Here is a 19,776-nt window from a genome sequence, read left to right on the forward strand (position 1 = left end):
TGCGTCTTTCCATGGAAGTTGCAGCCCATTTTTAAATTAGTTTGCGCGTTCTTCAGGATTATGCTGAATATCTTCTCCCTGACGGATTTCCTCTGCGACGTTCTTTTTTTGCATCTGTATTGAGGCAAACAATACTGCAAAAAATGCTGCGATAAACACCCACAGTAACATTGGCGGATTCCCTTGATAAAGCGCTACGTAAAGTGTTGTTCCAAGACCACCGCCGATAATTGGTCCCACTACAGGAATCCAAGAGTAACCCCAGTCGGAGCTTCCCTTCCCTGCAATCGGAAGTAATGCGTGTGCAATTCTCGGCCCTAAATCACGTGCAGGATTGATGGCGTATCCGGTTGTTCCACCGAGTGACATACCGATTACAACAATCAGAAGACCAGTGATTAATGGACCTAATCCATCAGAAAATGCATTTCCGCCTAAGAACATTATTCCAAACAGAAGAACGAACGTGCCGAGCACTTCACTGAAATAATTCTGTGGAGTGTGTTTGATCGCCGGTCCTGTTGAAAATACAGCCAACTTAGCTCCCTGGTCCTGAGTTGCCTTCCAATGTGGATAGTAATGGAAAAAGACAAGAACACCGCCTGTAAATGCACCTGCAATCTGTGCAAGTACATATCCCGGAACGTCCGCCCAGGCAAAATCACCGATTGCTGCCAAACCAACGGTAACCGCAGGATTGATATGACCGCCACTGATATCGCCAATCGCATATACCGCCATAGCAACCCCAAGACCCCATGCAAACGTGATGACTATCCAACCACCGGCTTCTGACTTCGTGCCTTTCAAAACAACGCCTGCCACAACCCCCCCCACCAAAAATGATGAGAAGCATTGTGCCTAAAAATTCTGCTAAAACTGGTGACATGTTTATTTCCCCCTCAAGAAATAAAATTTGTGTGGATACAAAAAAGACCAACGAAAAGCTCCCCTGGCCATGGTCCAGGGTCTCCTTTTCGTTGGTCTCATCGTCTCCACGAAAAAATAATTAACTTAAGTCTTATTAAAACACCGCCTGAAAGCGTTGTCAATCCATTTTCAGATAATATTTTTTGGGAATTTTTCAAATCCTTCACGAAGTCTTGAGAACAAAGACTTGTTCAATATTTCACAACCATAAATTTTTATTTGACGTCGTCACAGCCGAAGCTCCTGCATTGATGGATGCCCTGGCTTCGAGTTCAGTTCGGATCAGCCCGCCCGCAATAATCGTCGATCCTGTTTTTTCTTTAATCTCCGAGATAATATGGGGCATGATCCCCGGTAATACCTCAACGCAGTCAGGCTGGATATTTTCAAACATCTGAAATCTGGACTCTAATGCAATGGAGTCTAGTAGAAACATCCGCTGCACGGTTAAGAGACCAGATTTTTTTGCTGTATGCAAAATACTTTTTCGCGTGGACACCAGCCCAAAAGGCTTGATATCCCGACAAAGAAACTGCGCTGCATACTCATCGGTTTTGAGTCCTTGCACGAGATCGGCATGAAGCAGTACTTTTTTATCATAGGACTTGAGCATTTTCATCAGACTCTTTAACTGGCCGACATGGGTATTTAAGAGCACAATATGCTCATAATCGGTTTTAACAACGCGATCAAGATCTTTTAAATCCCGGATTGCCGGTAAGATCTCGGAACTGAATGGGTTCATGAAGTATCCTCCTTTTCTCGATACATCTATCAGTATAGCCTAATTCACCCAAGAAACGAACCATCTTTTGCAGATTCTGTGATCAGGACTTCTTCTTCAGAACAAAAGAGCTCTCTTGATTTTAGAGAGCTCTCTTGATTCAGCACCGGTGCTGAATAGAGTACAGATCTTTTCTGCGGTCCTTCCACTGTGTCACATTACCGGACTTCCTCGACCGTCTGAGAACCTCGAGATCCACATCCCCTACGAGGACGGTTTCGATATTCGGACTCGTCTCACCGACGATCCCGTCTCTTGCAAACGTAAAGTCGGAAGGAGTAAAGATACCTGACTGGGCATATTGGATGTCCATGTTTTCGACATCCGAAATATTTCCTACAGTTCCAGTTATTGCCACATAAATCTGATTTTCGACTGCTCTTGCCTGGGCACAGTAGCGAACGCGAAGATACCCCTGTCTGTCGTCCGTACAGAACGGGCTGAAGATGATATTCGCACCCTTCTCAGTTGCAATTCGAGCAAGTTCCGGGAACTCGACGTCGTAACAAATCTGAATGGCGATCTTCCCGCAGTCTGTGTCAAAGACTTCAACTTTATCGCCACCGGTAATGCCCCAAAATTTCCGTTCGTTTGGTGTAATATGGACCTTATACTGCTTCTCGATCGTCCCATCTCTTCGGAAGAGGTATGCGATGTTATAAATCTCACCTTCTTCCTCTACGAAATGAGACCCGCCGATAATGTTGACATTATATTTAATGGCAAGCTCCGTGAAGAGATTGATATAATCTTCCGTAAAGTCCGTCAGCCTGCGGATCGCCTGACTGGGGCTCTTCTCTTCAATAAACGACAATAGTTGCGTCGTGAAAATTTCCGGAAAAACAACAAAATCAGAGGCATAGCTCGCACCAACATCCGCGTAATATTCACACTGTTGTGCAAAATCATCAAAGGAATCGATCTTTTTCATCATATACTGTATCGCACAGATCCGGACAGGAAAGGACGTCTTGAAATGACGCTTCGTCGTCGGCCTGTAATCGACATTGTTCCACTCCATAAGAGTGGCATAGGCCATTGAGGCCCGGTCGTCCGTCAAATAGCGTGCGTTAATCCGCTTCAGCGTAAATCCGTTCATCACCTGAAATGTCAGAACCGGATCATAAATATGGTGATTCATCACTGCATCGACGTACTCACGCGGCGTCATATCCTCACTGTATTTTCGGAAATTAGGTATACGGCCGCCGATAATAATGCTTTTCAGGTTATATTCCCTTGCCAGTTCTTTTCTCGCTTCGTAAAGACGGCGACCGATTTTCATCCGGCGGTAATCAGGATGAACGGCGACCTCAATCCCGTAAAGATTATAGCCTTCCGGATCATGGTTGGTAATGTACCCCTCATCCGTGATCTCATCCCAGGTGTGCTGATCGTCGTATTCGTCAAAATTGATCAGGAGACTCGAACAGGTACCGATGATCTCACCTTCGACCTCAACGCAGAACTGCCCCTCCGGAAAGACCTCAATGTGACTGATCAGGTGCTGCCTTGTCCAGGCTTCCATGTTCGGAAAACAAATCTTGGACAGCTGAATAATATCATCAATATCTTCATAACGGATATTTCGAACAATAATTTTCTTCTCAAATTTCGACATATCAAGTGAACTCATACACGTTCCTCCTTCAGTACTGCTCGTTTAAATTTACTTGAAATCAGCAGCTATTTCAATATCAAACCCTTATTGCGACCGTAATTTCTCCGTTTCAGGATATGAAAATACCACGGCTCCTCTGCCGTGGCTCATTCACCGTGCTTATGATTTATCTGATAATGAAATATGAATGCAAACACTTCCCAAAGAGGTGTCCATCGGAACTGTGATGAATTTGGATGTTGAATGGAAATTACTCTTTCCTTCATTGACAATCGGAGGCGTCACATCGATGTTGTAGTTCTCGTTCGACAGCTCCGTAGCCGTAGTCCCGCCTACCCAGTTTCCGAATTCCTGCACGGCACTCCAGGCCATATCGTCAAGCTCTGCGACTTCCATGCCACCCATCATGGCACCAACAATGTTTTTGGCTGTTCCTTCACTGACGGAACAAATAATCTGACCTGATAATTCACCTTTAACACCGAGGACGACGGACACATCGTCTGATGGGATTGATCCTTGACCGGCCTGCGGCTTTCCCCGGCTGATATCTGCGCCAAAATGATTGCTCATAATGGATTTTGTTGCTCTGTACACTGCGTTAATTTGGTTGACATCCACACTCATCCACTCCTGTTTTAATTGGCTTTCGTCTCATACCATTGCTCCCTGGTCCGCTCCACAAGGTTCGGCTCAAGATGCTTGTCTTTATGCTCAATCACTTTTGAAAAATACTTGCGCGCTTTCTCTTTGTTTCCGGTTCTCCGGTAGCATTCACCGAGAATGAACAACAGAGCGAGTTCAGACATGGCAATATCCCTGAAATCCCCCTCAAGAAATGATTTCTCGTATTGAACAGCAGCCTGATCGAGGAAGCGGGCTTCCTCACTGCTTTTCTCCTGATACCTGTGCAGCCATGCAATACGAAGGCAAATGCTCCCCATCAGACCATATGGCTGTGAGGTGACCTTGGCTGACAACAAAGTCAGTTTCATAATAGTCAATGCTGTCTCGTAATCACGTTCTCCTCCAAAATCACGCTTCTTCCATGACGAGGATACCTGATTTTGAAAAGCCTCTTTGAGCTCCTCTTTCTTCACAGGAAGAAAGGAATCCGTGAAGCTGTATCCGCATTCCGGACAGACGGCTGCTTCGTATAACAGGGGATTAAGTAATGGATCTTTGTATGTTTTGTAGAAATCGTTCTCCACCTGATCCACCCTGATAAAACGGGATCGCATCTTCTTTGTCGTGAATGAATGGGTGCATATGTCACATGTCATGTTTTTATCATAGAAAGGCGGAATTGTCTGCGTCATTGTAACACCCCCCATTTATACTATGTCATTAGTATAAAAGACACAGAGTAGAAACAGAAGTACAAATCACAAAATTCCGAAAATAGAATCAATAGTCTCGGGACTAATTGCACAATTCACATGATTTGCCTCTGCGTCTTCAACACAACCTTCCCCATCATATGAATCACTCTTGTTTTCGAGAAAATGCATTCTCCTGCCATTTATCAGGAAGCTATAACCACCTTAGCAGCAATAAAATAAGGCTCTATAATGAATGTGGTGGTGTTCCCTTTCGTGGCAATGGTTTTCAGCGCATAAAAAAATGCACCGTTCTCTCACCTTTGATACCCTAAAGATGCGAAGCAATAAGGAGAGGAGAGAGAACGGATGCATGATCATTTTATCATAGAAATGTTGGGGATTAAAGACGGGAACGTGAAGGTGTGGGATGTCTCTTACGAAGATGAACAGACACTGCGAGCGGACCTTTACACAGAGAAGAGAAAGCAAAAATGTCCGTCATGCGGGAATAAAACAAAACGGGTCCATGGGTATCGAAATCAGATGATTCAAGGGCCAAGACTGGTGCAGGGGAAAGTGACGGTTAGCCTTCGTAAACGACGGTATGCATGCGGGGAGTGCGGAAAGACGTTCTATGAACGGTTACAGATGATTGAGCGCTATCAGAGGGCGCTGACGAGCGTGCAAAATGAAGCGCTCATGTATGCAGCTGACAGCTCTTTTACAACGGCAGTCCGCTGGGCTGGCATTTCGGTCACGCGCCTTATACGCATCTTCGATCGAAGAGAGATGAAAACACCGGCAGTATTACCGAGAGCGATTGCCATTGACGAATTCAAGGGAGACGCCGGAGGCGAACGGTTTCAAACCATCATCGTTGATGTGGAGCGAAAAGAGATCGTCGATATTCTTCCGGATCAGAAGGTGGATACAATCAAAAAATACCTCCGGTCCTGTGACACGAGTGGTGTCGAAATCGTGGTCATGGACCTGTCAAAATGGTTTAAGAAAGCGGTGCGTGACGTATTGGGAGATCCCCTGATCATCGCAGACCGATTTCATTTCATGAGACAGGTGTATTGGGCACTCGACGAGGTCAGACGCGACCTACAGGGAGAACTGGATAAAAAGAGTCGGATTCATATGAAGCGGAGCAAGAAGCTGTTGTGGAAATCTCATTATGATCTGAACGAAGAACAAAAACTGAAAGTGGAGAAGCTCCTCCAAATTGACCCGATATTAAGAGAAGCATATGAGCTGAAAAACCTGATGGAACAGTGGTTCAGAGAAAGCGATCACGAAACCGCATCGAAGAAGCTCGATAAATGCCTGGAAGCCCTGAGGGCTTCCAACATAGAAGGATTCAAAAGGGTTCGCAGAACCTACATGAACTGGTGACAGGAGATCCTGTAAGCTTTTATGTATCCTTTTAACAACGGCTATATCGAAGGCGTTAATAATACGATTAAAGTCATGAAACGTAATTCTTACGGGATCAAGAATTTCGAGAGAATGAGGAATAAGATTCTGTGGAACCAGGAAATGAAAATGGCGATGGGATCTTAATCCCACCACCACATTTGAAAAAGAACCAATAATCACAAAAGAAAAAGAAAAAGTTACGCAGATTAGCGTAACTTTTCTTTCAAAAATTTATCTTGATCCTTTTTCATAGTTTGTATTCAAGGCCGCTGGTGGCGTCGCTTTACCGACAAGTCCCGCTAGAGCAAGGATCGTCAGGACGTATGGCAAAATCAGCATAAAGACCTGTGGTACTTCCTGAAGTCCTGGAATTTGCTGAGCGGAGATACTCAATGCCTGAGCAAAACCAAAGAATATAGCAGCTCCAAAGGCTCCAAACGGATGCCACTTACCAAAGATCAAAACAGCTAGTGCCATAAAGCCTTGACCGGTTATCGTTCCGCCTCCGAAGTTCCCTGCGGCAGTGATGGCAAAAACTGCACCACCCATACCACCGAACACGCCGGATAGACCAACGCCAATGTATTTCATTCGGTTCACATTGACACCCATAGTGTCTGCCGCCATTGGATGTTCACCAACGGCACGCAGTCGCAAACCAAAAGGAGTTTTAAAGACAACATAATAGACGACCAGTACTAACAGAAACGCTACCCATGTTGTCAGGAAAATCCTCGAAAAGAACATGGGACCAATAACCGGAATATCACTGAGCAAAGGCACATTTGTACGGAAAAGACGCGCACTGATCGTGTCAGTTTGTCCGCGTTCGAAAATTTCACGTACCAAGAACACAGTCAGACCCGTCGCAAGGAAGTTCAGTGCCACACCACTGACAATCTGATCCGCTTTTAATGTAATGGAGGCCACAGCGTGGAACATCGAAAAGATACCACCCAGAATAGCCGCGAACAGAATACCGAGCCATGGAGACCATACTCCCATTCCCATACTTTCAAACATCAGTGTTCCAACGATACCCGCAAAGGCACCCATTACCATTAAACCTTCCAGACCAATGTTAACAACACCAGCACGTTCACTGAAGAGTCCGCCCATCGCTGTCAGGAGAAGAGGGGTTGCGGCGATCATCGCTGCCGGAACAATAAGATACAGTACAGCAAGAAACAGTTCCATTTATTTCCCCTCCTTCTTATTCGGTTGCAGTTTGCTGTAGATCCAACGGATCAGATAGCTTGATGCAACAAAGAAGATGATCATCGCAATGATGATTTCCACCACTTCAGGCGCAATTCCCGCCTGTGCCTGCATGTTTCCGGAACCTTCTTTCAGACCGCCAAACAGGAAGGCTGAGAAGAAAATGCCGAGCGCATTACTGTTACCCAAAAGGGCAACAGCGATTCCGTCGAATCCAAGATTGGTGAAGGAAGAGAAAATTTCAACGTAACGATATGTTCCAAGACCGGCCATCGCTCCACCGACACCTGCAAAGGCGCCTGAAATAGCCATGGATGATACAATATTGGCTTTAACATTCATACCTGCATACATAGAGGCATTTTTATTATAGCCGACTGCGCGGTATTCAAAGCCTTTTTTCGTTTTCCACAGAATGAACCACATCAGGAAACACGCTGCAATACCGAGAAAAAATCCCCAGTGTAATCTCGAAAAATCAGTCAGATTCGAGAGGAAATCCGAAGCCAGCGACGCTGTAGGCGCTACAAACTCCGTCCGCTGTCCGGATGCAAGAAAATTGTTACGAATAAAATGATTGACCACGTGCATGGCAATATAGTTCATCATGATTGTCACGATAACCTCATGCACTTCAAGGCGCGCCTTTAAATAACCAGGTACAACGCCCCACAGTGCACCAGCTGCAGCACCTGCAAGGATCGCTAGCGGCAAATGAATAATCATTGGCGCTTCGATTGAAATACCGACCAGCACAGATGTAAACCAGCCTACCATAAGCTGACCTTCAACCCCGATATTCAAGAGACCCGCTCGAAATGCAAAGGCAACGGCAAGCCCTGAAAAGATCAAAGGAGTCATGCGCTGGAGAGTCTCACCAAAATAATAGATATCTCCAAATATTCCGGTTACGAGTGCAACATATGCTTCGATTGGATTATTACCACTGAATAGCATCACAATTGCACCGGCAAGAAAACCAAAGAATATTGCGATGAATGGGATTAAAATACCAAACAGTTTTCCCGTCAGTAACTGTTTCATGTTGCCGGTTCACCTGCTTCCTTTTTACCGCCGGCCATCAAGAGACCCAACTCGTTTTCATCTGTCTCTTTGGCATCGACAATATCCACAATTTTTCCATCATAAATAACCGCTATTCGGTCACTGAGGTTCAGGACTTCATCCATCTCAAGAGAGACAAGCAAAACAGCTTTGCCCTGATCCCGTTGCTCTACAAGCTTCTTATGAATAAACTCAATCGCACCCACATCCAGACCGCGTGTTGGCTGCGCGGCAATCATCAAATCAGGATTTCGGTCGATTTCCCGGGCGATAATTGCTTTTTGCTGATTACCACCTGAAAGAGATCGGGCCGCTGTCGAAGAGCTGGCCGTACGCACATCATATTCCTCGATGAGTTCCTCAGCCTTTTTATAAATCTTATGATAATCAAGGATGCCATTTCTTGTATAAGGCTTTTGATAATACGTCTGGAGTAAAATATTTTCGCCAATCGTAAATTCCAGAACAAGCCCATGTTTATGACGATCCTGTGGAATATGTGCCACTCCTGCTTCAGTAATCTTCCGTGGCTTTTTCCCGGTAATGTCTTCACCATTCAACGTGATGGTGCCTGCCTTCACTGATCTGAGGCCTGTTAATGCTTCTATCAGTTCTGTCTGTCCGTTGCCATCCACACCGGCAACGCCTAAAATTTCTCCGGCTTTCACATCCAAGTTGAGCTGATCGACCATATCGATTCCACGGAAATCTTCCACCGTGAGTCCCTGAATGGATAAAACCGTATCACCCGGTTTAGCCAGGTCTTTCTCAACGGCAAAGCTAACTTCACGCCCTACCATCATTTCAGCAAGAGAGGTTTCACTCGAATCAGCCACAGAAACCGTGCCAATCCCTTTACCCCGGCGAATAACCGTACAATTATCTGCCACTTCTAAAATCTCTTTCAACTTATGTGTAATCAGGATGATGGATTTCCCTTCATTGATCAGATTACGCATAATTTGAATCAATTCTCTGATTTCCTGTGGTGTTAATGCTGCGGTAGGTTCATCAAAAATCAAAATATCTGCACCGCGATAAAGTGTTTTCAGAATTTCAACCCTTTGCTGCATCCCCACTGAAATATCTTCAATTTTAGACGTTGCGTCAACCCGTAGACCATATCGATCAGAGATTTCCTGAACATCTCTAGCTGCTTTTTTAATATCAATGGTTGTTCCTTTGACAGGCTCACTGCCAAGAATAATATTTTCTGTCACAGTAAAGTTCTGCACAAGCATAAAGTGCTGGTGCACCATTCCAATTCCAAGACGGTCAGCCACGTTAGGATCAGTGATGTTTACTTTCTCACCCCGTACGCGGATTTCTCCCCGCTCCGGTTGATACAAGCCGAACAAGACGTTCATCAAAGTTGATTTCCCAGCTCCGTTTTCTCCTAATAACGCATGAATTTCGCCTTGCTTGACCTGCAGCGTAATGTTGTCATTGGCAACGATACCGGGAAACTCTTTACGGATGTTATTCATCTCGATTACGTATTCCAATGGGTGTCACTCCTATCAGAGACTCATTAACAAGGGCTAGTACAATGACTAGCCCTGTTAATGTCATTATTTTGACGATCTTTCGTCAAGAATTACAATTAAAGCGAGCTGTACCACTCATCATATTCATCATCTGTTTGTGGAACAACAATGTCGCCGTTAATGATCTGGTCGCGGAAATCATTAACTGCATCAATAGCCTCGTCAGAAACATTATCACGTGTTTCAGCAATACCTACACCTTCATCTTCAAGGGCAAACTCAAGTACTTCGCCACCTGGGAAATCACCATTCATCGTCTGTTCAGAAAGCGTGTAAACAGACTGGTCAACTCGCTTGACCATGGAAGTCAGGATTACGTTACCGCCGCTCCAGTCACCTTCAGTAAGCGCCTGATCCTGGTCGACACCGATTGCCCAAACTGTTTCTCCGCCTTCGTTACGGTCGATCGCTTCAGTGAAGAGACCATTTCCTGTACCACCGGCTGCGTGATAAATGATATCAGCTCCGCCTGCATACATACCGTCAGCAATCTGCTGTCCGAGGGACGCATCATTGAAGTCCTGCGCATACTGAATAGCGATTTCGATATCAGCATCTACGGAGTGAACACCGGCTTTAAAGCCGTTTTCAAACTTTTTGATCAGGTCACTTTCAACGCCGCCGATAAAGCCGACTTCGTTTGTTTCAGTGTGCATTGCAGCAATGACACCCGCAAGGAAAGAACCTTCGTGTTCAGCGAATGTGATATTGGCAATATTATCAATCATATCGCCATTTTCATCTGTAACCACTGTATCAACAATCGCAAAATACTGATCAGGGTTCTGCTGAGCTACATCACGGATTGCATCTTCCATCAAAAAGCCGATCCCGAAAGTCAGATCCGTGCCTTCACGTGCAAGGCGATTCAAGTTCGGAGCGTAGTCAGATGAATCACTTGACTGAATGTAATCCACTTCTGTTTCAGGGAAATCTTCGCCAAACATGGTGAGACCCGCCCAAGCTGATTCGTTAAAGGAGCGGTCATCAACGCCACCTACGTCCGTAACCATCTTGGATGAGAAACCGGCACCGTCCCCGGCAGCTTCGTTTCCTTCGTTGTTGTTTCCTTCGTTGTCAACATTTTCTTCAACGTTGTTGTTACCATCGTTGTTTCCTTCGTTGACCGGTGTTGTGTTTTCGTTGTTGTCATTGCCGCATGCTGCAAGCACTGTTGCCGCTAAAACGGATGACATGAGAACTGTAAATCGTTTCTTCATTTTGTAATCCCCCTTGGAATGTTTTTATGTTGCACTGTACTGTTTTGACAATACAGGTGCATACAGACTCATTATGCCACAAACTGTTTGAAAAAAGAATGCTCTTTATTTTTATAAAACGATTTCATTTGTCAGATTTTATCGATCACTTGTACGATGTCTGACAACTGGTCGCTTTAAAAAATACCTTAAGCGCTTTCAAGGTATTTATAATATATCATGGTTCCGAAAATTAATAAATACCTTTGCCCAAAATTATTTTATGATTTTTTCAATACGTAGAAGTAGACACCCGTCACGGCCAATATTCCTGAAAAAAGTTTCCCTGTCATCATTGCACTTACCATATCGGGTTCAAGGGCCGCGGTAAAACCGAGATGACCTCCGAGCACGAAGGCACCGCTGACGGAGAAGGCGATATTCATTAACTTGCCTTTCTCCGACATTAGATGAAGATTTCGAAACATGGGAATACTGTGCGCAAGAGACGATACAAAGCCGGTTACCGCCACATCATCCTCAATCGACGTCCTGCTTGTCACTGCCGGAATCACGTGTTTCTTCAGAAAATGAACAAACGGAAAAGCCCCGCCCAGTGCAAGGACAATAAGGCCGATAATCTCCATGGCTTCAGAGAATGGTACAAATCCGCTGAGGAGGTGAATACCAAGAAGCTCCTGCACGGCCACAAGCACAATCATGATCAGGGTAAAGGCAAGAATCCCTTTACCGGCCAACAGGAAAAAACGGATCATTCCATTGGGTAAAAAAAGCAGACCTGCTCCCGTAACAATCACAAGAATCAGAACAGGCAGGAGCTGCACGAACAGAAACCCAGGCGCAAATCCCGCCATCAGTCCCGCGGTGAATGCACCAGGGGGAACGGCCATCAGTCCGGCAAGAATCCCCTTGGCGAGTAACGGATAATCCTGCTCTCGAATCAGACCGAGTGCAACGGGTACGGTAAATACAAACGTCGGCCCAAGCATCGTTGCGAGGATGATCCCTGAAAACTTCGCAGCCTCCTCTGTCGCAGCCATCTCCATGGCAATGGAGTAGCCGCCCATATCAACCGCAAGAAGCATACCGCTGATCATCGCAGGGTCTGCTCCGATCCAGCTGAACACAGGTGACGCAACAGGTGTCACCAAATCAGCGATCACAGGTGAGGCCATGATCATGCCGATCATCACCAGTGCGAGCGGGCCCATCGCCTGAAATCCCTCATCAAACGCATCACCGTATCCTCGGTTTAATTTGAAGATCTTATCCAGTACACCGATCACCAGAAAGATAATCAAAATCCCAACAATGATTTGATTCACAATCATGACGAAATCTCCTCTGTTCTCACAGGAATGACCTGACCGAATGACACATGAGTCAATGCAACATTCATCGTACAGGCAAAAAGCTTCACACCTGCATCAGCTGCTTTTCGAAGCGCATTGCAAAAAGCCGGGTCAACTTCATCTGCAAGCCTTACTTCTTTGGCGTCAGGACGCTGCACGACGAATAAAATCGCGGTAGCAACGCTCCCTTCATTATGAAGAGCTTCAAGTTCCTCGACATGCCGCCTCCCCCGTTCCGTAACCGCTCCAGGGAAAAATGCACACTCATTGTCAACCCAGGTAATCCCCTTCACTTCAAGAATCAGCTGCCGGCCGTTACGCTCGAGGACATGATCAAACCGGCTTTTGCCCCATTTCACTTCTCTCGCAGTATGATGCCACGAACGCAGACCGTCAATGAACTGATTCTGAATCGCGCATTCAGCCAGCTGATTGGGCAATGTCGAATAAATGGAAACCAAGCCATTCCCGAACTGGTTTTCTATCAGACGCGCCGTATAGCGGGTTTTTCGCTTTGGTGAATCCGTTTCAGACAGGCAGACCGTCTTCCCGGGAAGAAGAAGCTCGGTCAGCCGCGCAGAATCTGCAAGATGCACATCCACCCGTTCGCCGTTCCGTTCAAGATCCACTTCCATCAAAAAGCGGTTTTTTCTTCTGACAAAGCGGCTTTTGATCAGTGGGGAGTCGAATGTCAAAACGCCTTTTTCAGGATGTTCAGTCACGATTGTGTCGCCTGCTTTCGCATGTAATCAAGCACGTTCGGATCAATCAGTGCATCCTCGCTCCAGCGCTCTTCAAAATTTTCTCTCATATAATACGTCTTCAACGCGTCTTTCATTGCCTCATCATAGACTCCGGATGCAGGCGTCTTGATTCCTGCATCACGCAGAAGACTGGCCAGTTCATCTACAATCTCCCCTTCAAGTTTGAGCATCTTACTCTGATTCGGCCGGGAGAAATAGAGCTGATGCAAGTCATACAGTCGTCTCAGCTCTTCGATCGGTTCCGGATGGTCATCAACCCGCAGATCATATACACGGTCATTATACCCGCCGTATCCGCCTTTATCTTTTACAACAAAGAGTGCCGCTGATTGTTTCCCCCGTGAATCGCCGCCTGCTTGCTGACCGTCTTCCAATGCTTTGATGAGACGTTCAGCAAGCGGTCCGTCTGTCGTTTCAAATGCGCGTACCAATGACGCAATGGTCTTTTCACTGACCAGAATATTGCCCTGTGCCGTACAGAATGATCCCGTCTGATGGCCGGCCCAGTCGTAACAGTCCTTGCCCGTATAGGCAGCCGTTCGCCCCTTTTTATCCATCACAGCAAACTGTCTGAGATGTTTATCAGGGTCGTCCGCGATCAGGGCTTCTACAACTTCTTCAGGAGTGGCCCCTTCTTCAAGCAGTGCAAGGCCGTCAGGACCAAAAGCTGTATTCGCGAAGGACTGCGTTGCAATAGCGCCGGTTTCCGCTTTCGCCCAAGGCACTACAGCACCCACTCCGAGGAACTTTGATTGTACAGCAATGCCCCATTCCCTTGTTTCAGGATCAAAACCAATGATGGAGAACGTTGCGACTTTCGGTTGCTTCTTTTTCACAAGGACCACACCCTTTCTGATTTTCGGATCATTTCGAATTTATCATAATTCTTTGAAAATGTCTCCGTCAACTTCTCTGATTGCAGCTAGCCACTCATCAGGCTATAATAAAAAGCACAAGATGAAACGAAATGAGGGAGATCCATGTCTTTTCTGAACAACCTGTCCAAAAACAAACGAAACGAATACATGATCGTCGGTGCGATTCTGTCGCTTTCCGTCATCATCGGTATCATTGTCGGAAACACAGAAGCATTTGTGGCTCCGCGTAACTTTACGGCAGGCTACATGGCCGGCTCCTTAACAAGCGCCTTGGTGCTGTTTGCCGTCTATCACACCATTCTGTTCTTCAAGAACAAAAAGCAGACGACTGCCTGATGATGAGATGGCAGTGCAAAAAAAGACTGTTGAGTGGGAAGCTCAACAGTCTTTTTTCTATTTATCGGAATAACCGGATATTGTGTATGGGCCAAAAAGCCATATTCGCCTGACCGACAATTTCATCCATCGGAACAAACCCGATATGTCGACTGTCCACGCTGTTTTGACGATTGTCACCGAGGACAAACACATGCCCCTCCGGCACTTCTGAAGCAAACAGCAATTCGTCGAGAATGAAATCGGTCGTAAACGGCCGTTCATCACTGGCTTCGAGATAATCGGTGAGGAACGGTTCCTCATACGTTTCACCATTAATGTATAACTGATCATCATTGTACTCAATATGATCACCAGGGAGGCCGATCACTCTTTTTATATAATCAGTTGTTTCATCAACGTGAAAGATGATGAGATCAAAGCGGTTCGGTTCAGCAATTTCATAGCCGATTTTGTTGACAATGATCCGCTCGCCATCCTCGATCGTCGGCATCATCGACTGTCCGTACACAATGTAGTTGGTAAACATAAAGCCTCTGACAAGGACAAACAGAACAAATGCAACGGTCATCACTTTCGTAAAGAGAAGTAAATTACTTTTCCACGATGTTCTTCTGCCAGGTTCGGTATCCATTTTTCAGATCCTCCAATGCGGTTTTTGAAGCTCCTTATGTTAATAATAACCCGAATCTGTATTTTTAAAACCATTATAATCTGAAATGAATTATTATTATCCACAAAACAGACACAATTTCAAGTCTGATTTGGTCATTTCCTTTTTCTCCTGTGATCGGCTACAATGGAAAGACCAACCGTTCAAACGGCATGTCACTGCGAGTCAGGAGGTCCTCTTGTGCGCCTGTTTACCGGCACGATGTTCACACTTCTCTTATCAAGCCTGTTTGCTTTTTTGTTCATGCAGGTGTCCAAAGAATTCACACATATCGAGCACGTTGCATCATCTCTTGAAGAACGAATTAGTCTTGATGATGTAAGACTTCATAATAACAGCTATATGCTCGACGCCAATGGGGACGTCATTTCTGACGTTTACGCGGCTGAAAACCGGATCCTCATTGCCTTCGAGGCGATCCCTGAGACCCTGATCAATTTGCTCCTGGCAACCGAAGACCGAAACTACTTTGATCATCCGGGCTTTGACGTGACAGGCATATCCCGTGCACTCTTCGTCAATCTGCAGAGTGATGGGATCGAACAGGGCGGGAGCACCATCACTCAGCAGGTCGCACGCAACCTCTACCTGACTCACGATCAGACATATGACCGTAAAATCACCGAACTGCTTTATGCATACCAGATGGAACAGGAATTCGACAAAGAAGACATTCTCACGCTTTATTTCAATACGATTTATTTCGCAAACGGCGTCTATGGCATTGAGGCTGCGAGCCGGTATTACTTTGACAAAACCGCTGAAGAGTTATCCATTGCGGAAGGGGCCTTTCTGCTCGCCATCCCCAACAATCCGTCGTATTATAACCCGCTTCAGTATAAGGAACGTACCGAAACCAGGCAAAAGCGTTTTATCAGCAACCTGCACACCGAGGGACATATTGACGAAGCAACCGCCAACGCTGCGATGGAGGAATCTGTAACACTGGTCCCTTCACAAAAGACCGATGAGTTCCCGGATTATGTAACCTATGTATATGATGAATTGAAAGAGCTCATTGCTTATGCAGAAGGATTTAATCGGAGAATCCGCAGCGCAGGGCAAGAGGAACGTGCCCGTATACAGGAACAGCTAAACAGCAGGGTGGATGACCTCTTACGTGAAGGTGCAGTCATCGAGACCGCTTTGGATCCGGAGCTGCAACGGTCTGTCGTAACGTCAATGAACAACCGACTGAGAGGCAGGGGTTATCAGGGTGCATTTGCGCTGATCAATCACCATACGAAAGAGTTAAAGGCCATCACAGGCGGTTATAACTACAGTAAGTTTGACTTCCATCGCGGCCATCGTGCGTACAGACAGCCCGGCTCCGCTTTTAAACCCCTGCTCGTATACGGTCCCCTTCTTGAAGAAACAAGGCTCACCCCTTCTTCGGTCATCGATGCGGGTCCGATAGAACGAAACGGTTACTCACCCATCAACTTTGCTGGTGCAGTATACGGCAACGACTCAGTGAGAAATGCCTTTATGAAGTCTTACAATACCGCTGCTGTCCGTATGCTTGACATGATCGGTGTCGAAACCGGCTTTGAGTACGTCGAACAGCTCGGTTTCTCCGAGCTTGTTCCGGAAGATTGCCGTCTCCCTTCCGCCTTGGGTGGATTGACGAGAGGTACCAATGTTCTCGAGATGACAAGAGCCTTTTCCGTTTTTCAGACAGATGGCGCCTATACCCCTGCGAGGGCGATCCGTTCGGTCACGTCCGTTGACGGTGAGCTGCTTTATGAGTGGGATGACAACGCCAGGCAGGTCTTCAGCCCGGATACGGCAAGACAAATGCGGTCACTGATGGAAAGCGTTGTGACTGACGGCACGGCAAACCGGCTGCAATACAATCTTGGTAACTACGTCGGAGGCAAGACCGGCACAAGTAATGATTTTCATGACCTGTGGTTTGTCGGATCAACCGATACGTATACAGCCGGTGTCTGGGCCGGCTATGATTCACCCGCTTCCCTGGAAGCCACCCCATCTGTGCATCTCGATCTGTGGGGCTATGTGATGCGAAACCTCCCCTGATCGCAGAAAAGAAAAAGATGTCCGGTTCATTGAAGAACCTGGACATCTTTTTTAGGGACTGCCTAAGGCAGTGCTTGATTTAAGTTTATTTGAATCAGCGACTGACTGCACCATAACATAATACGTCTGATCTGTTACGCCTGACACCGACATTCCGCACAATTCATCATCTCACTAAATCGGCAAACTCGCAATAATGCTGTTATACAGCTTCAAAATCGCATACGTCACGCCGAGGACAAACACGCCCCAGAACAGCAGATGAAACATCACGAGCCCGATGGAAGCCCCGAAGCTTAACTTCTCACTGATTTTGTAGATGAAATAGACAAAATAGATGACACACGCTGTCAAAAAAATGCCGAGCAGGACGGGCAGCTGGACTTGTCCAAGCAGTGACACAATCGATGTCAGAAGAAAGATCCAGGCCCCGCCCCGGACCCTGTTCAGATCCGCACCGTCTTCATCTTTTGAGAAAAACAACAGGGAGAGCTCGTTGATTGTGTCGGCGATCAGCTTCAATGCTGCAAACAGCATGAAAAAAAACAGCCACAGAACTGCGAGCATCGTCAGTTGAATGCCACTTTCCGAGAAGAACTCAATCATCCCGCTGTATAGTCCGAGTTCATCCATATAACGGATCACAAAACGGCTGGCATACATGGCAAAGGATAGGCTGTATAATAAAATAGAGATCAATGGGAAGTGACTGGTTAAATATGCATTCTTCATCCTGTTCAGTCCTGTCTTTTGTCGTCTACGTTGATGCTACACGAACACACGTTGAACTGCAATCCTCAATTCAGCTCAACCTGCAAACAAAAACAGTCCATCAGAGATGATGGACTGCTTCATACGCAAAAATCTCGTTACTCTGTGTCGGACTGGAGTCAAGATTATCGCGTCGTTTTTTATGGGCTGACTTGAAAGCATCACTGTTTACCCAGGCCTCGTAATCCGCTTTGGATGCCCACTTGGTCAAGACAACCGGGTATTTCTCATCTTCCTCCGGGTTCAAAAACATAAAATCGAGACACCCTGGTATTTCTTTCATTTTTTCCGCACTGTTACTGAATCGGTTCGCAACGTTCTCCCGGCCTTCCGGGGGCACATACAGCTGATTCATGACAACGTACACAGCGATTCCTCCTGACATGATAATCTTTAGTCATCCTTATCATACCAAAATCCTCCGACACCGCCAAAGAAACACACCGGACATTTCTTTTGTTTTATACAGATTCGTGATATATTTAGTTTAGCACTGTGACAAGGGGGTCATCGTATGGAACTGATACTGATCATTGGGGTTTGCGTGGCATTTCTTGTGGCGATTTTGACTGCAGGTTATAATGACAAGCCGCACAAAAACTGATACCTGCATCTGGTTTGATCAGGTTCAAAAAAGACCGCGGGCTGAATCAATCAGTCCACGGTCTTTTTTATTTGTATGGGGGCGAAGGCCTGCTGACGCAAGGCTTCATAGACCACAATCGCTGCCGTATTTGACAGATTTAATGACCGGACGAGATCCGTCTGGGGAATTCGAAAACAGTGCTCTTCAAATCTTGCGGTCAATTCCCCGGGTAAACCCGTCGTTTCTTTCCCAAACACAAAAAAATAATCCTGATCAGGATCAGAATAGTCAAAATCATAGACATTCTTTTCTCCGATGGTTTCAATAAAATAAAAGGCCCCCTCAGGATAACGCGAATACAGAGCGTCAAAACTGTCATGATGCTCCACCTTTACACTCGGCCAATAATCACAGCCTGCCCGCTTTAACATCCGGTCATCCGTGGAAAACCCGAGAGGATGAATCAGGTGCAGATGGGAATGGGTACCTGCACACGTCCTTGCAATATTGCCTGTATTGGCCGGAATTTCCGGCTCGTATAAAACGACATGAATACTCACTGATCTTCACTCCTGTTTTCTTTCGCGAAAAGCCCTTCAGGCTGAATCGTCCGCAGGCTTTAAAGCCGCTGCAAACGCAAGAACCGTAATCGATTCGACATCTTTACCCACGATCTGATAGATCGGAATGTCCACACTCGTAGACGTAATCAGATCCTCTTTGTTTACAAAGGTATATTGAATCGAACTCTGCTCTCCAACAACCAGGCTCATCTTTCCGATATATTCGTCAAGTTCCATAATCTGATAGTCCGTCTCTCCTGATTCCACTGCCGGTGTTCTCGAAATCATATGATCTCTCAGTACCTGCAAGTTCAGCCCCTGGATATTCCGGTCCTGAACGAGCTCGACCTGCCCGTCATATTCATCTGATTCATAGATCATCACCAAGAGATCATCCTCGTAGTGTGTCTCAGAAAGCACCCAGTCATCAGGAATCGGATCTGCCTTTAAGACTTCAAAAGGCATCTCCCGCTGCGCCTGATTTAAGGTTGCTTCAGCCTGTGTACACGCTGCAAGGATAATGAGCAGCAGTAAACTATGAAGAAGGAGAACCGTCGCTTTCAATGATTTTTGCATATTACCACACAACTTTCCTCGACTAGACCGCACTGATACCTGTGTCAGAAAACGCCATATCTACTATATCACATTTTCAGATGAACGAAGTCTCAATTTTGTTTCAAT

Annotated in this window: 18 protein-coding genes and 2 pseudogenes; 3 read left to right on the forward strand and 17 right to left on the reverse strand. The window is 46.1% G+C overall.

Translation table 11 applies throughout. The annotated features are described in order from the left end of the window. Positions 1–36 precede the first annotated feature (36 nt). The 5 genes and pseudogenes from BSEL_RS12905 to BSEL_RS12925 all read right to left on the reverse strand — a co-directional run bounded on the left by BSEL_RS12905 (position 37) and on the right by BSEL_RS12925 (position 4,654). A pseudogene (locus BSEL_RS12905) lies at positions 37–889 on the reverse strand (MIP/aquaporin family protein). A gap of 240 nt (positions 890–1,129) precedes the next feature. Beyond that, positions 1,130–1,675, reverse strand: a complete 546-nt coding sequence (locus BSEL_RS12910) for a glycerol-3-phosphate responsive antiterminator (protein WP_013173467.1) — start codon at positions 1,673–1,675, stop codon at positions 1,130–1,132. 139 nt (positions 1,676–1,814) lie between these two features. After that, a complete protein-coding gene (locus BSEL_RS12915) occupies positions 1,815–3,350 on the reverse strand; it encodes a GNAT family N-acetyltransferase (protein WP_013173468.1) in 1,536 nt (511 codons plus the stop codon). Between the two features lie 144 nt (positions 3,351–3,494). Beyond that, positions 3,495–3,962, reverse strand: a complete 468-nt coding sequence (locus BSEL_RS12920; protein ID WP_332870069.1) for a chemotaxis protein CheX — start codon at positions 3,960–3,962, stop codon at positions 3,495–3,497. An 11-nt stretch (positions 3,963–3,973) separates the two neighbouring features. Beyond that, complete coding sequence (locus BSEL_RS12925) at positions 3,974–4,654, reverse strand: DUF2225 domain-containing protein (RefSeq protein ID WP_013173470.1); 681 nt, start codon at positions 4,652–4,654, stop codon at positions 3,974–3,976. Between the two features lie 369 nt (positions 4,655–5,023). Between BSEL_RS12925 and BSEL_RS17155 the strand changes: the two are divergent. Then, a pseudogene (locus tag BSEL_RS17155) lies at positions 5,024–6,223 on the forward strand (ISL3 family transposase). An 87-nt stretch (positions 6,224–6,310) separates the two neighbouring features. On the opposite strand, the gene BSEL_RS12935 reads toward BSEL_RS17155, so the two are convergent. From BSEL_RS12935 to BSEL_RS12965, 7 genes are all read right to left on the reverse strand, one after another. Next, positions 6,311–7,276, reverse strand: coding sequence for an ABC transporter permease (locus BSEL_RS12935; protein ID WP_013173471.1), 966 nt, complete (start codon positions 7,274–7,276; stop codon positions 6,311–6,313). Continuing rightward, positions 7,277–8,341 (reverse strand): ABC transporter permease, encoded by a 1,065-nt coding sequence (locus BSEL_RS12940; RefSeq protein ID WP_013173472.1) that lies wholly within the window; start codon positions 8,339–8,341, stop codon positions 7,277–7,279. It lies immediately after the preceding gene. Continuing rightward, positions 8,338–9,867: an ABC transporter ATP-binding protein gene (locus tag BSEL_RS12945; protein WP_013173473.1), complete on the reverse strand. Its 1,530-nt coding sequence runs from the start codon at positions 9,865–9,867 to the stop codon at positions 8,338–8,340. Before BSEL_RS12945 ends, BSEL_RS12940 begins: the two co-directional genes overlap by 4 nt. 98 nt (positions 9,868–9,965) lie before the next feature. Next, positions 9,966–11,129, reverse strand: coding sequence for a BMP family lipoprotein (locus BSEL_RS12950; RefSeq protein ID WP_013173474.1), 1,164 nt, complete (start codon positions 11,127–11,129; stop codon positions 9,966–9,968). A 260-nt stretch (positions 11,130–11,389) separates the two neighbouring features. Continuing rightward, a complete protein-coding gene (gene eutH / locus BSEL_RS12955) occupies positions 11,390–12,460 on the reverse strand; it encodes an ethanolamine utilization protein EutH (protein WP_013173475.1) in 1,071 nt (356 codons plus the stop codon). Then, positions 12,457–13,203, reverse strand: coding sequence for a DNA/RNA nuclease SfsA (gene sfsA, locus BSEL_RS12960; protein WP_041581958.1), 747 nt, complete (start codon positions 13,201–13,203; stop codon positions 12,457–12,459). Before sfsA ends, eutH begins: the two co-directional genes overlap by 4 nt. Then, positions 13,200–14,081, reverse strand: a complete 882-nt coding sequence (locus tag BSEL_RS12965; protein ID WP_013173477.1) for a DUF1028 domain-containing protein — start codon at positions 14,079–14,081, stop codon at positions 13,200–13,202. Before BSEL_RS12965 ends, sfsA begins: the two co-directional genes overlap by 4 nt. A 144-nt stretch (positions 14,082–14,225) precedes the next feature. Between BSEL_RS12965 and BSEL_RS12970 the strand changes: the two genes are divergently transcribed. Then, the gene (locus BSEL_RS12970; protein ID WP_013173478.1) at positions 14,226–14,459 is read left to right on the forward strand and encodes a hypothetical protein; all 234 of its coding nucleotides are present in this window, start codon (positions 14,226–14,228) and stop codon (positions 14,457–14,459) included. Between the two features lie 61 nt (positions 14,460–14,520). Here the strand turns inward: BSEL_RS12970 and lepB are convergent, their stop codons facing one another. Then, entirely contained in the window at positions 14,521–15,093 is a 573-nt protein-coding gene (gene lepB / locus BSEL_RS12975) for a signal peptidase I (RefSeq protein WP_013173479.1), read from the reverse strand. Between the two features lie 219 nt (positions 15,094–15,312). On the opposite strand from lepB, the gene BSEL_RS12980 reads away from it, so the two are divergent. Further along, the gene (locus BSEL_RS12980) at positions 15,313–17,172 is read left to right on the forward strand and encodes a transglycosylase domain-containing protein (RefSeq protein ID WP_013173480.1); all 1,860 of its coding nucleotides are present in this window, start codon (positions 15,313–15,315) and stop codon (positions 17,170–17,172) included. 174 nt (positions 17,173–17,346) lie between these two features. On the opposite strand, the gene BSEL_RS12985 is transcribed toward BSEL_RS12980, so the two are convergent. The 4 genes from BSEL_RS12985 to BSEL_RS13000 all read right to left on the reverse strand — a co-directional run bounded on the left by BSEL_RS12985 (position 17,347) and on the right by BSEL_RS13000 (position 19,668). Continuing rightward, positions 17,347–17,904, reverse strand: coding sequence for a YufK family protein (locus tag BSEL_RS12985; protein WP_013173481.1), 558 nt, complete (start codon positions 17,902–17,904; stop codon positions 17,347–17,349). A gap of 100 nt (positions 17,905–18,004) precedes the next feature. Continuing rightward, positions 18,005–18,310, reverse strand: coding sequence for an antibiotic biosynthesis monooxygenase family protein (locus BSEL_RS12990; RefSeq protein WP_013173482.1), 306 nt, complete (start codon positions 18,308–18,310; stop codon positions 18,005–18,007). Positions 18,311–18,597: 287 nt separating this feature from the next. Beyond that, on the reverse strand, positions 18,598–19,089 hold the full coding sequence (locus BSEL_RS12995) for a tRNA (cytidine(34)-2'-O)-methyltransferase (RefSeq protein WP_013173483.1): 492 nt from the start codon (positions 19,087–19,089) through the stop codon (positions 18,598–18,600). Positions 19,090–19,125: 36 nt separating this feature from the next. Further along, complete coding sequence (locus BSEL_RS13000; RefSeq protein ID WP_013173484.1) at positions 19,126–19,668, reverse strand: hypothetical protein; 543 nt, start codon at positions 19,666–19,668, stop codon at positions 19,126–19,128. Positions 19,669–19,776: the final 108 nt, after the last annotated feature.

It is taken from the genome of [Bacillus] selenitireducens MLS10, assembly GCF_000093085.1.
Lineage (GTDB): Bacteria > Bacillota > Bacilli > Bacillales > Salisediminibacteriaceae > Salisediminibacterium > Salisediminibacterium selenitireducens.